The following is a 13,237-nucleotide window of genomic DNA, read 5'->3' on the forward strand; positions in this document are numbered from 1 at the left end:
GTACGCTATTACGCATGGCTATAGAACGCGAAGATTCCGCCCGCGGAATCACCACGGTTGTAGTTCCAGCGGCAGGTATGGGCACCCGATTTTTGCCCGCCACCAAGACGGTTCCCAAAGAACTGCTTCCCGTTGTTGATACTCCCGGCATTGAACTCATCGCAGAGGAGGCGGCCTCTGTAGGCGCCCGCCGCCTTGCGGTGATTACCGCGCCCGATAAGCAAGAAGTCATGCGCCACTTCGAAGCTTTCCCAGAACTGGTAGACACCCTTGAATCCCGCGGCAAGGACGAGCAGGTTGCCAAGGTTAAGCGCGCTAATCAGCTCATTCACCCTGTTGCGGTGGAGCAGGAAAAGCCACTGGGCTTGGGCCACGCGGTGGGCCTGGCAGAAGAGGTACTCGGCGAAGATGAGGATTCTTTTGCCGTCATGCTTCCAGATGACATCGTGCTGCCTGCCACCGTCATGGCAGACATGGCTCGCGTGCGCGCGGCTTTGGGCGGTAGCGTGCTGTGCGCCTTCGAGGTCCCGCGCGAGCAGACCTATAACTACGGCGTCTTCGACGTAGAAGATACCAATGCCCCCGGCGTTAAGAAGGTCGTGGGCATGGTGGAAAAGCCGGCGGTGGAAGATGCCCCGTCTAATCTCGTGGCCACCGGTCGCTACCTATTGGATCGCAAGATTTTTGATGCCCTCCGCCGTATTAAGCCAGGCAAGGGCGGCGAGCTGCAGCTTACCGACGCCATCGAGCTCCTCATCGAGGAAGGCGAGCCCGTGCACGTGGTAGTCCACCAAGGAAAGCGTCATGATTTGGGAAATCCCGGTGGGTATATCCCCGCCAATGTGGATTTTGGTCTGCGCGATGAAAAGTATGGCCCCACGCTGTATAAAGCGATTAAGCAGATTGTGGCCGAGTATGAGGATGAGCACGGCCTAAACTAGGGAGATTTCCCAAGGGCAGAGGACATGAAAGCGAAGAAAGGGCTGGCATAGACCTTATGCGTTCAGTTGATGACCAGTTGGCGCTGGTAACGGATGCGGCGAACACGCCGGAGCCGGTGCGCATCGGTATTTCCAACGCGTTGGGGTTAATGTGCGCCGAGGAGGTGCAAGCAAACCAGCCCCTGCCGGGCTTTCCGCAGGCAGCCATCGACGGCTATGCGGTGCGCGCCGTTGATATTGGAGGCGAGCGCGGCCTAAGGCTCCGCCGTCCCAAGGAGCAGGAGGAGCAGGCTGCGGAGGGGGAAGAAGAGAAGGCACCCCAGCAACCGGAGGTCGAGCGTTCCTTGCCTGTGGTGGGCGAGGTTCCGGCCGGCTCCAAGCAGCCGTTGCGCCTGCAGCCCAAGCAAGCCGTGCGTGTGTATACGGGTGCGCCTTTGCCCACGCTTGCCGACGCCGTCCTTCCCCTCGAGTGGACCGACCGCGGCCGCAAGCGCGTCACCGCCCATCGCCCGGTGCGCTCCGGTGACTTTGTTCGCCGGGTAGGCGACGATATCCAACCTGGCGATGTGGCTGTATCTTCCGGCACGGTTTTGGGCCCCGCCCAGATCGGCCTGCTGGCCGCAGTTGGCCGCTCTAAGGTATTGGTCTATCCGCGCCCGCGCATCACCATCATCTCCTTTGGCCGCGAACTGGTTGATTTGGACCAAGAACCGGCACTGGGCCAAGTCTTTGACGTCAACTCTTATTCCCTCGCCGCCGCGGCTCGCGAGGCTGGGGCAGAGGTGCATCGCGTTGGCATTGCCGAGGGGGAGCCGCGCCGCATCCGCGAAGCGCTGGAAAAGCACATCGCTCGCAGCGAGGTCCTGGTCATCTCCGGTGCGGTTGGTGGAGCCGGCGCCGAGGCCATCCGTGAGATTCTTGATGACCTCGGTGATATCGATACCTCTCGTGTTGCCATGCATCCCGGCTCCGTCCAGGGGTTTGGTCTGGTGGGCGAGGAACGCATTCCTACCTTCTTGCTGCCGTCTAATCCAGTATCCGCGCTCGTGGTCTTCGAGGTATATATCCGCCCGCTCATTCGCTTGGCACTGGGTAAACGCAATGCGCACCGCCGTGTGGTGCGTGCCCGCGCGCTGAACCACATCGATTCCCGCCCCGGCCGGCGCGGCTTCATCCGCGCTCGTTTGATGCGCGATGCGGAAACCGCGGATTATCTGGTGGAAGGGCTGGGCGGTGCCGCGGGTGCCCCAGCGCACCTATTGGCCGGTCTTTCGGAGGCCAATGCCATGATTCGCGTGCCGGAAGAGGTAACGGAAATCCGCCCGGGCGATGTGGTCGATGTGTTGTTTTTGACCCAGCGTAGCTAATGCTCGATCCCTTCGGCACTGCGGCGGATAGGTTCCGCCTTCCCGCTACCGGCCCCACGGATGACATGCATCCGGGATGGCCGGAATCTACTCCTTTTGTTAGGCTTCCCGCTTCCGCTGTCTTCCCTTCGGGGGCGCGGATGCGCCTGCGGCCGCTGCTGCGATCTGATGGGCATGAGTGGCGGCGCCAACGTATCGAAGATGAAAGCTTCCTCCGCTCAGTCGAGCCGACCCAAGCGGCACCTTGGGCGGCGGCGCATAGCCAGCAGGCGTGGTGGAATCATCTGATGTACCTGCGTACCGCCGCCCGTGAGGCACTGGTGGTCCCACTTGTCATTGAAGTGGAGGGCCAATTCGTAGGCCAAATCACCTTGGGGAATATTCAGCATGGCAGCATTCGCGATTGCTGGATTGGTTACTGGGTTTATTCCGCTATCCACGGCGCCGGGGTGGCTACGGCTGCCACCGCCTTAGGCGTGGACCACGCCTTTGGACGGGTGGGCCTACACCGGGTGACCGCTACCTATCTAGAGAGCAATCCTGCCTCTGGTCGCGTCTTAGCCGCCAATGGCTTTCGACACGAGGGATACTTGCGTCGCAATTTGCATATAGACGGTGCCTGGCAGGACCACCATTACGTGGCTTTAGTTAAAGAAGACTATGCCTCCACGGCTGTCGAGCGCCTGCGCCAGGCTGGCCGGTTGGCGTGAAATAGCTCCACAGTTGCTGGGATTTCGACCTCAATTTTCACAGAAGTCACAACATTGTAATTTGTGGGAATTTGGGGTGCTATGGTGCGGTTTCACCGTTTAGAGTGGAGTAATCATCTGTATTCAAGGGGAAGGTCCTTTTCGTGTCGACAGCTGTGCCGGTTATCGCGATCATCGTGGTGTGGCTCTTCGTCCTCGCACCATGGATTCTGGGTAGGAATAACCGCCCAATGAGCCATACTGGTGAGGCCTTTGAAGATACTCGCGTCCTTTTTGAAGGAGATTCTGGCAAGGTCGCTGGCCGCCGGCGTCCACGCCTGCGTGCCGATGATGTGCACCGCCGCGAGGACCAGGACGAGGCGGACTATGAAGTAGTAGAGGCCGCAGACACCGGCGTGGATGAGTCGGATGCCGAGGCTACTAAGCCCTCTTCGCGCTCCGTGACTATTGCCGGTGCTGCCCGCCGCGCTAAGTCCCAGCCTTTCGGTACCGGCAGCCGTGCGTTTTCTGCGGCGTCTTCCTCCGCAGCTGGTGAGGACACTCAGCCAGAAGCAGATACTATCGACGGCGAACTGGTCGAGGAAGCGACTGTAGAAGGCGACGATTCTGCAGTTCAGCCCCAAGCAGTCGCGGTCCCAGCCTCCCAGCAGGCTGATACGGCGGCAGTTGGTGACGACACCGAATTCGATGATGCCGATGACGTACTTCTTGAGGACGAGGAAGACGCCGCAGACCAGGCCGCAAAAGATGACTCTACCGATATTGCTGCCGCCGAGTCAGAGGTCTTTAGCGCTCCCGCAGTCTCTACCGTGGCGAGTGATGCCTATGACTACGACGAGACTTATACCTCGCCGGTGGACCTTATGTACCCCGGTGCCGTAGATAAGGCCGAGGTCGCTGAGAAGGATTCTGCCGATTCGGAAGTTGTGGCTGACGCTGAGCCGGTATCCGTGGACAAGGCAGAGGCCGAGGACTCTGGGGAACTCATGGAAACCGCTGCAGCAGACGACGCCGGTATGGATACCAACCTGTCCGAGGATGAGGTGGAATTCGCGCAGCGTCGCATGGGCCGTGGCGGCTGGGACCCGGTAGCAGAAAAGGAAAAGTCTGTTACTCGTTACCAGCGCCGTCAGCGCACCCTGCTGGGCCTAGCCGTGGCCGTGGTACTCACGGTGGCCCTGGGGATCGTGGCCGGCGGCTGGACCTGGTGGTTGGCTGCGGTGGCCGGTGCGCTCACCGTTGTCTATCTGATGGCTCTTCGCGCTCAGGTCCGTCAGGAGCGAGCCCTGATGCGCCGCCGTGTGCGGCACTTGCGCCGCGCCCGTTTGGGCGTGCGCAACGCAGAGGATGAAGCTTTGAAGATTCCGCGCAACTTGCGCCGCCCAGGCGCTGTGATCGTGGAGATCGATGACGAAAGCCCTGACTTTGTGCACCTTCCGCTGCGCTATAACGATGGGGAAGACGGCGATTTTGATGGCCCCCACGCCGGGCCCGACGGCTATAGCCGGCGCGATGACCTAGCAGCCCGTCGCGCTGGATAGGAACTGGTGCCGACTTAGCAGGCCGCGTTCCGGAGTTCAGTGGAAGGCGCTGACCGCGGGTTCGTGAGCGCGTTGTATTCCTGCGCTAGGCCATAATGCGGCACACCGCTGTCGTGCCATACCCCGGAGGTTCCGCGGCGGTGAGAGCCGATGAGATGGGTATCAATCATGCCGATCGCCTCCATGAGTGCGAAACAGGTGACGGGGCCGACAAAGCGGAAGCCCTTCTTCTTGAGTTCGCGTGACATCAACTTGGATTCGTAGCTCTTTTTCGGAATATCTTCCATTGCGGTGGGGTAGAGGTTCTCCGGCGGTTGGAAGGACCAAATGAACTCCGCCAGCCCGCCCTCTTCGCGTAGGGCGATGGTGGCTTTGGCGTTTGTGATGGCGGCGCGGATTTTGGTCTCGTTGCGAATAATGGAGGCGTCGCCAAGCAATCGCTCAACATCCGTTTCGGTAAATTGAGCGACTTTTTCAGGATCGAAGTCGCAAAAAGCCGCACGGAAGGCCTCGCGCTTTTTCAAAACCACCGCCCAGGAAAGCCCGGACTGGAAAGACTCGAGGCTCAAACGCTCGTAAAGAGCTGCTTCATCAAAAATAGGCAGGCCCCATTCGGTGTCGTAATACTCCTTCAACATCGGCGAGGACATTGCCCAAGGCGGGCGGCCAAGTCCATCATCGTCATAGACTAAGGCGGTGCGCTCTGCGGACTGCGTAGCTGGTTTGCTCATGGTGTTCTCCTTTAATCTTTCTGCCTGGTTCCCATTGAAACAGTCCGCGTGACTATATGCCGTTCCTTCCCCGGCAAAGGGCGAAATTCCCAGCAGTATGGGCGTAGGCCATTGCCTTCGCATCGGGTGAGGGGTTCAGGGTAATCTGTTCAGCATGAATAGACCTGCCGTACGCGATGCCGCTTTGCTTATTTTTCGAGCGGTCCTCGGATTAATCTTTATCGCACACGGCGTGGACAAGATGTTTATGACCGGCATGGACGAAACCGTGGGGCAATTTTCCGCCCTTGGGGTGCCGCAGCCACAGCTTTCCGGCTATATCGCCGCCATCGGGGAGATGGTTGGGGGCGCCTTCCTCGTCGTCGGTTTGCTCACCACTTTTGTGGCCGGCGCGCTTGCCCTGCTGATGGGGTGCGCACTGTACTTTGTGCATTTGGGACATGGTCTTTTTGCTGCCGAAGGCGGAATCGAATACCCACTGGTATTGCTGATGTCCTTATTGATGATCGTGATTTTTGGCTCCGGTCGAGCCAGCATGGACGGGGTGCTCAGCAATGTTGACGCATAGCCAAGTCCAAGCGGCGATTTCTGCGCAGCTGGACGGTGAGCACTCAGATCTGGCAGAGGACGTAATCGATGCACACTTGGAAAGCTGCGCCGAATGCCGCGCCTTTCGCGATAAGGCGGCCGCGCTTTCGCGATCATTGCGTTTTGTGGAGCCTGCGGAATCCGGTATGGCGCCGCCAACGGATCTCTCCGAAGTCATTTTGGCCGGTGTGGAGCCGGAATGGCGGCGCACCTCGAGCGCTCGCCAGGCCAACCTGACGGTTGCGCGTGCCGCCATGGTGCTCATGGGCGCCATCTTTGCACTCTGGGCAGTAGCGCTCATCGTCCATTCCTCCGGGCTCGTACCGTTGGGTGAGGAAGGAAAGGTTTTAGATCCCACGGCGGATCCGGAACGAGCCAACCTGTTGATGGAAGGCGCAGCCGTACGCTTTGGCATGGCCTGTGGCCTATTTTTTAGTGCCTGGCGCCCCGCAGCGCTTACCGGCCTGCTCCCGGTCTCGGCCACGATGTTTGCTTTCCTCTTCGGGTTCGGCATGCGCGATATTGCGCTGGGCACCGTAACCATCGAACAGGTATATTTTCTTATCGCTACCGCGCTGGCGACCTTCAGCTTGGCGTGGGCTTGGGCGGCAGAAAAGGGCTACTTGGTGCGCGCCTGGTGGAAGTCCCTCAACGCACAACCTCAATAAGCCCCGCTTTCGTGCGGCTAGGTCCAGCTAGGCAGCCACATCATGGAGTGGTACCAAGAATCTGGAATCTTGTAGCCGTACAAAATGGGAGAGAAATAGAAGAACATCGCCACTACCAGGGCTAGGTAGAACACGGCGGCGATTGTTCCCCAGCGTACAGGGCCGCCTGCCAAACTCTTGAGCCATCCCCACTGCACTGGCCTGCCATGGCCGATGAGCTGGCCGAGTGCTAAGGCAATGAGCACGATGACAAAGGGGATAAACGCAGTGGCATAAAAGAAGTACATCTGGCGGTCAAAGGCTGCAAGCCAGGGCAAGAAACCTGCCCCAAAGCCCACCAAGGGGATGAGGAAGCTGCGATTGCGACGAATGATAAGTGACCACAGTCCCCACAGGACGGCCGGGATGACCAGCCACCAGATAGCCGGCGTGCCAAAAAGGTAGAGCATCTTGCGGCACTCGTTGCTGCCATCACCGCATTGCAGGTCGGTGGAGGAGTAGTACAAGATGGGGCGGGCGGCTACCAGCCACGCCCAAGGCTTAGAATCCCACGGGTGGTGGTGGCCACCGGAGGAAGTCAGGCTGGCGTGGAATTCTAGGACAGAGGAATGGTAGTAGAACCAGCCTGCCAGGGATTCAGGCAGGTGCATCAGCCACGATCCATCCTCGATCGTTCCATCTACTTTGGCGTGGCGGTACACGGCGGTTTCGGAGGAAAACCACGCTCGCCAGGTCCAGGCGTAGAGCAGCACCGGCACCAGTACGAGGGAGGCTAGGGCAGCAGGAGTATCGCGCACGAGGGTGCCCACTATGTAGCGGCGTACGCCATAGCGCTTGCGCAGGGCAAGATCGCTAAAGACGGACATGAGGCCAAAGAACATGATGAAGTACAGGCCGGACCACTTCACCCCCAGGGAAAGGCCAAGACAGACGCCCGCGAGGAGTCGCCACCAGCGGAATCCAAAGCGTGGTCCGAAGGCGGAGGAGCCCAAACGATTTTTAAGGAAAGCGCTGTGGAGGCGCTCGCGCATCTGATTATGATCGCGAGCAAGTGCCCAGGCGGCCGAGACAACAAAGAAGACCTGGAAAATGTCCAACATGCCGAACTTGGAAGAGACCAAAAGCACACCATCAAAGACGGCGATGAGGCCAGCCAGGGTTGCTACCTGCCAGGATAAAGAGACGCGGCGGGCCAGGGACATCGTCAAGAGCACGGTGGCTGCGCCGAAGAGGGCAGTCATAAAACGCCAGCCCAGTGGGGAATAGCCAGCGACCCATTCGGACAGCGCCACAATCTGCTTGCCCAGCGGTGGGTGAACCACCAGGCCATAACCGGGGTTGGATTCTATACCTCCGATGAAGAGGTTATCCCAGCTTCGCACCATGTCCCAGGCTTGCGGAACGTAGTGCTTTTCATCAAAGACAGGAGTGCCCTTTGATACGGGCGCGGTCAATCCGGCAAAGCGGGTAATGAGCGCGAGTACGCCAACGACGCTAGTGCTTATCCAGTCAGCCTTGCCCCACTGATAGGTGCGGGGCGCTGGCGGGGCCACAGTGTCGTGCGTGGTGCGCGATGGGGCAGCGGTAGCAATAGTCACTTGGTTGAGTCTAGGCGACAAGGCACCGCGCCCGCGCATTAGAGAGTATGGAATGCTAGAGATATGTCTGTTTCAGGTCTGGATCCACTACCGCGCGGGGTCATCCTCGCCGCCACGCCGCTGGGAAACGTGGGAGATGCCTCCGCGCGTTTAATGCATGCCTTGCAGCATGCGGACGTCATTGCGGCCGAGGATACGCGGCGCGTGCGGAACTTGGCGCAAGCTTTGGGCATCGAGATTTCCGGGCGGGTGGTGTCCAATTTTGATCACAATGAAAAGGACCGAGCCCAGCAGCTTATCGACGCCGCCGCAGCCGGCACCGTCCTCGTCGTTACGGATGCCGGCATGCCCATCATTTCTGATCCAGGACTGTCTATTGTGGCTGCAGCAGCTGACCGGGATATTCCCGTGACTTGTTTTCCTGGCCCTTCTGCCGTCCCAACGGCCTTGGCGCTGTCCGGCCTCGGCGTGGGTCACTTCCTCTTCGACGCCTTTCCTCCCCGCAAGCCCGGACCTCGCAAGGCCTGGTTAGAGTCACTGCGTAACGAAAAGCGCGCCATCGTCTTTTTTGAATCCCCACACCGGGTAGCCGAAACTCTAGCCGAGTCCGCGGATATCCTCGGCGCCCAGCGCCCGGCAGCGGTGTGCAGGGAGCTTACTAAAACCTATGAGGAAGTCCGGCGCGGCAGTTTGGAAGAGTTGGCCGAGTGGGCGGCTGAAGGGGCACGGGGAGAAATCACTGTGGTGATCGAGGGCGGAACCGCCGCGGCCGCTACCGCCGCAGATTTGGTTCCCCAGGCGATGGAATTGGCGGCGGCGGGGATGCGGCTAAAGGATGCTTGTAAGCAGGTAGCGAAAGACACCGAGGTTTCCAACCGCGAGCTTTATGACGCCGCTTTAGCAGCTCGCAAGGACTAGCCCCTATCGACGTGCTGATTAAGTCACAACTTTTGGTACCCGCAGATGGCTTCACTAAAGCAAACTTTGTAACTGAATTGTTATAGTGCTCGGGCGTGTGGGTGGCTTAAAGCGCTATTTACATGGGGAAATGAAGCGTAAAAACTGTTCAAATTAGCGTGGAAAATTCCTGGGAAATGGCGCTGAGCAGCGAAGTTTCTTACTGCTTCGTTTGATAATTGAGTAGTTCCGCACCACTGTATAGTTCATGACAAACTCGGAAAATATGGGCACAGGCGTGCCAGAAGAAGGAAAGGAACCGGTCGGCGCACATGCGCAGCCGGCTTCGGCTTCTTCGAGCGAGCAGCCTATTGAGAATTATCAGACTGTAGACGAACAGCTGGACGCACAATCTGCCACCGGCCAGCTGCAGGATATGATTCACTCCGACGGTTTCCACCCGGAGCGCTACGACGATCCTGAGGTAGAAATTGCGGCCGATCGTGACAATATGCCAATCGATTGGTCCATCGTCGGCATCGCCGGCGTGCTTGTTGCCGCGATCGTCGTCTGGGGTTTGGCTGCCCCGGATAACTTTGCCAACTTCTCCGCTTCGGCCCTGACCTGGGTAGTCGACAACTTTGGTTGGGCATACATTCTCTTCGGCACCGTCTTTGTGGTGTTCGTTGTCTTCATTGCCGCCTCCAAGTTCGGCTCCATCAAGCTGGGCCGCATTAATGAGGAGCCGGAATTTTCCACGCCCTCATGGATCGCCATGATGTTTGCCGCCGGTATGGGCATCGGCCTGATGTTCTATGGTGCCTCCGAGCCGCTAGCTAACTACCGTGACGGCACCCCAGGTGAGGGCACCGGCAACGTTGGATCTTCCATGGCCTATGCAATGTTCCACTGGACGCTGCACCCTTGGGCGGTCTATGCCATCGTTGGCTTGGCCATTGCATACTCCACCTTCCGCATCGGCCGTAAGCAGTTGTTGAGCCAGGCTTTCGTGCCGCTGATTGGCGAGCGTAATGCTAATGGTGCAGTGGGCAAGCTCATTGACATCCTGTCTATCTTCGCCACCGTCTTCGGCACCGCCTGCTCCCTGGGCCTGGGTGCCCTGCAGATTCAGGCCGGACTGAAGGCATCCGGAATCATCGATAATCCCACCAACTCCGTGGTTATCGGCATTGTGTTGGTTCTGACCCTCGCGTTCATCCTGTCTGCGATGTCCGGCGTGGGCAAGGGCATTCAGTATATCTCCAATGCGAATATGGTCCTCGCCGCAGTGTTGGCGATCTTCGTGTTCATCTTGGGCCCGACCGTTACCATCCTGAACCAGATTCCTGGCTCCATTGGTAACTACCTCAACTACTTCACCGAGATGATCGGCCGCACCGCCGAGTCCGAAAACGGCGCCGCCGCTGAGTGGCTTTCCGGTTACACGATCTTCTACTGGGCTTGGTGGGTTTCCTGGTCCCCGTTCGTGGGCATGTTCCTGGCTCGTATTTCCCGCGGCCGTTCCGTCCGCGAATTCTGCTTGGGCGTCCTGCTCATCCCAGCCGGCGTATCCACCCTGTGGTTCGCTATCTTCGGTGGCACCGCCATCCACATGGAGCAAAACGGCGAATCCATCACCGGCGAATCTGCCGAGGAAGAGCTGTTTAACCTCCTGCAGTCCATGCCTGGCGGTTTCGTTGCCGGCATCGTTGCAGCAATCCTGTTGGCTACCTTCTTCGTTACCTCGGCAGACTCCGCGTCCACGGTGATGGGCTCCATGTCCCAAAATGGTGCCGCTACTGCTAAGCCGTGGCTTTCCGCCGCGTGGGGTGGATTGACTGCCTTGGTAGGCCTGACCCTGCTCTTGGCCAATGAGGATGCACTGTCTAACCTGCAGAACGTCACCATCGTTGCTGCACTGCCATTCCTGTTCATCGTGGTTGGACTGATGTTCGCCATCTACAAGGCGTTGAGCGAGGATGTTATCTACCTCGAATACCGCGAGGCACAGCAGTTCCAGCGCAAGATGGCCCGCGAGCGCCGCCTGCACCGCGAGTACCAGCGCACGCAGGTTCTGAAGAAGCGCCGCAACGAACGCCTGAAGCACCCGATGAAGCGGAAGTAAATCGCTTTCTTCGCGGCTGCTCTAAAGCGCCCATTGTTTCCTTAGTGGTAGGGAAGCGGTGGGCGCTTTCTGCTGAAAATGCAGTTCACCTGCGGGAGAAATGTCTGCCCTAATCGTGTGTATAGGAGTCGGCTTCGATAAAGTAGAACCCATGACTGAGTCTGTAGTAGTTAATGTTGCTTGGCCCTACGCCAACGGCCCGCGCCACATCGGACACGTGGCCGGTTTTGGTGTTCCTTCCGACGTCTTTGCACGTTTCCAGCGAATGCGTGGCCGCAACGTACTCATGGTCTCGGGTACGGATGAGCACGGCACTCCGCTATTGGTACAGGCGGATAAAGAGGGCGTTTCCGTTCGTGAGCTCGCAGACCGCTATAACCGTCAGATCGTTACTGACTTGGCCAACCTTGGCCTGTCCTATGATCTCTTTACTCGCACCACCACCCGTAACCACTACTCCGTGGTGCAGGAGCTGTTCAAAGGCCTGTATGCCAACGGTTACATGCTCAAAGAGACCACCAAGGGCGCTATTTCGCCGTCTACCGGACGTACCCTGCCGGACCGCTATATCGAGGGCACCTGCCCAATTTGCGGTGCGGATGGCGCCCGCGGTGACCAATGCGATGAGTGCGGCAATCAGCTCGACCCCGTGGACCTTATCAACCCCGTATCTAAGATCAACGGTGAGACCCCGAAATTCATCGAAACCGAACACTTCCTACTGGATCTGCCAGCCATCAAGGATGAGCTGCAAAAGTGGCTTTCTACCCGCGAAGATTGGCGCCCGAACGTACTGAAGTTTTCCCTGAACCTGCTTGAAGATATGCGCCCGCGCACCATGACGCGCGATATTGACTGGGGAATTCCTATCCCCGTCGAGGGCTGGCAGGACAATAACGCCAAGAAACTCTACGTGTGGTTCGATGCGGTCATCGGCTATCTGTCTTCCTCCATCGAATGGGCGTACCGCACCGGTCAGCCCGAGGCCTGGAAGGACTTTTGGCAGAACCCAGACGCCCGCCACTATTACTTCCAAGGCAAGGACAATATCACCTTCCACTCCCAGATCTGGCCGGCCGAGCTATTGGGCTATGCCGGTAAGGGCAACAAGGGCGGGGAACTCCACAAGTACGGCGAGCTCAACTTGCCTACGGAAATCGTCTCCTCCGAGTACTTGACCATGTCTGGATCCAAGTTCTCCTCGTCCAAGGGTGTTGTCATCTATGTCAAGGACTTCTTGGCGGAGTTCGGCCCTGACGCCCTGCGCTACTTCATTGCCGTGGCTGGCCCTGAAAACAATGACACGGACTTTACCTGGGATGAGTTCGTTCGCCGTATCAATAATGAGCTGGCAAATGGCTGGGGTAACTTGGTCAACCGCACCGTATCTATGGCCTTTAAGAACTTCGGAGAGGTTCCCGCACCAGCAGCATTAGAAGAAAAGGACAAAGAAATCCTGCAGCTGGCGGAGGAGACCTTCGACACTGCCGGTGGTTTGCTGGAGCAGTCCAAATTTAAGCAGGCGATTACCGCTATCATGCACGTCGTCGGCGAGGCCAATGCCTATATTGCAGACCAGGAGCCATGGAAACTAGCCAAGGATGAGTCTCAGCGCGAGCGTCTAGCCACCGTGCTGTGGACCGCCCTCCAAGTCGTTTCTGACTGCAATGTCATGCTCACGCCCTACCTGCCGTTTACCGCGCAGAAGGTGCACGAAACCTTGGGCCGCAGCGGCGTGTGGGCCGCCCAGCCGGAGGTACACGACGTCAAGGACGATATTCCGGTAGAACTCGTGGGCGCTGGTTTACCGCCAGAGGGCCACGAATATCCGATTATCATGGGTGACTACACCCAGCAGCAGGCGAAGTGGGAGCGCATCCAAGTAGAGCCGGGCACCGCTTTGACAAAGCCTAAGCCGCTCGTCTCCAAGCTGGACCCAGAGCTGGGTGAAACCGGTCCAGAGTGGGCGCCTGTCTCCAAGTAACACCATATAAATAGCCGCGTTATCGCCCGATTTTTAGGAAGTTAAGGGCATAACGCGGCTATTTGTGTGCTCCAGTGCTGAGGGGCG

11 protein-coding genes are annotated in these 13,237 nt (G+C 58.7%); 9 read left to right on the forward strand and 2 right to left on the reverse strand.

From position 1 onward, the window contains the following. The first annotated feature begins 14 nt into the window (after window positions 1-14). From QP990_RS08030 to glpR, 4 genes are all read left to right on the forward strand, one after another. Window positions 15-941 (forward strand): UTP--glucose-1-phosphate uridylyltransferase, encoded by a 927-nt coding sequence (locus QP990_RS08030; RefSeq protein ID WP_034656428.1) that lies wholly within the window; start codon window positions 15-17, stop codon window positions 939-941. A gap of 56 nt (window positions 942-997) precedes the next feature. Further along, window positions 998-2,308 (forward strand): gephyrin-like molybdotransferase Glp, encoded by a 1,311-nt coding sequence (gene glp / locus QP990_RS08035; protein ID WP_023021968.1) that lies wholly within the window; start codon window positions 998-1,000, stop codon window positions 2,306-2,308. Next, window positions 2,308-3,018 (forward strand): GNAT family N-acetyltransferase, encoded by a 711-nt coding sequence (locus QP990_RS08040; RefSeq protein WP_023021967.1) that lies wholly within the window; start codon window positions 2,308-2,310, stop codon window positions 3,016-3,018. Before glp ends, QP990_RS08040 begins: the two co-directional genes overlap by 1 nt. A gap of 143 nt (window positions 3,019-3,161) precedes the next feature. After that, window positions 3,162-4,559: a gephyrin-like molybdotransferase receptor GlpR gene (glpR, locus tag QP990_RS08045; RefSeq protein WP_284798958.1), complete on the forward strand. Its 1,398-nt coding sequence runs from the start codon at window positions 3,162-3,164 to the stop codon at window positions 4,557-4,559. Between the two features lie 14 nt (window positions 4,560-4,573). On the opposite strand, the gene QP990_RS08050 is transcribed toward glpR, so the two are convergent. Next, window positions 4,574-5,290 (reverse strand): DNA-3-methyladenine glycosylase I, encoded by a 717-nt coding sequence (locus QP990_RS08050; protein ID WP_284798961.1) that lies wholly within the window; start codon window positions 5,288-5,290, stop codon window positions 4,574-4,576. A gap of 154 nt (window positions 5,291-5,444) precedes the next feature. Here QP990_RS08050 and QP990_RS08055 point away from each other — a divergent pair, with 154 nt between their 5' ends. After that, the gene (locus QP990_RS08055) at window positions 5,445-5,858 is read left to right on the forward strand and encodes a DoxX family protein (RefSeq protein ID WP_023021964.1); all 414 of its coding nucleotides are present in this window, start codon (window positions 5,445-5,447) and stop codon (window positions 5,856-5,858) included. Further along, complete coding sequence (locus tag QP990_RS08060; protein WP_023021963.1) at window positions 5,845-6,546, forward strand: zf-HC2 domain-containing protein; 702 nt, start codon at window positions 5,845-5,847, stop codon at window positions 6,544-6,546. The genes QP990_RS08055 and QP990_RS08060 overlap by 14 nt, the downstream gene beginning before the upstream one ends. Window positions 6,547-6,563: 17 nt before the next feature. Here the strand turns inward: QP990_RS08060 and QP990_RS08065 are convergent, their stop codons facing one another. Beyond that, entirely contained in the window at window positions 6,564-8,183 is a 1,620-nt protein-coding gene (locus tag QP990_RS08065) for a dolichyl-phosphate-mannose--protein mannosyltransferase (protein ID WP_023021962.1), read from the reverse strand. A 24-nt stretch (window positions 8,184-8,207) separates the two neighbouring features. On the opposite strand from QP990_RS08065, the gene rsmI reads away from it, so the two are divergent. The 3 genes from rsmI to metG all read left to right on the forward strand — a co-directional run bounded on the left by rsmI (window position 8,208) and on the right by metG (window position 13,150). Then, window positions 8,208-9,062: a 16S rRNA (cytidine(1402)-2'-O)-methyltransferase gene (gene rsmI / locus QP990_RS08070; protein ID WP_284798967.1), complete on the forward strand. Its 855-nt coding sequence runs from the start codon at window positions 8,208-8,210 to the stop codon at window positions 9,060-9,062. Between the two features lie 247 nt (window positions 9,063-9,309). Continuing rightward, on the forward strand, window positions 9,310-11,166 hold the full coding sequence (locus QP990_RS08075; RefSeq protein ID WP_023021960.1) for a BCCT family transporter: 1,857 nt from the start codon (window positions 9,310-9,312) through the stop codon (window positions 11,164-11,166). 151 nt (window positions 11,167-11,317) lie between these two features. Beyond that, window positions 11,318-13,150 carry a methionine--tRNA ligase gene (gene metG, locus QP990_RS08080; protein WP_284798969.1) on the forward strand — a complete coding sequence of 611 codons (1,833 nt, stop codon included), beginning with the start codon at window positions 11,318-11,320 and terminating at the stop codon, window positions 13,148-13,150. Window positions 13,151-13,237 lie beyond the last annotated feature (87 nt).

This window comes from Corynebacterium sp. MSK071 (genome assembly GCF_030232125.1).
In the GTDB taxonomy this organism is placed as follows: domain Bacteria; phylum Actinomycetota; class Actinomycetes; order Mycobacteriales; family Mycobacteriaceae; genus Corynebacterium; species Corynebacterium kefirresidentii.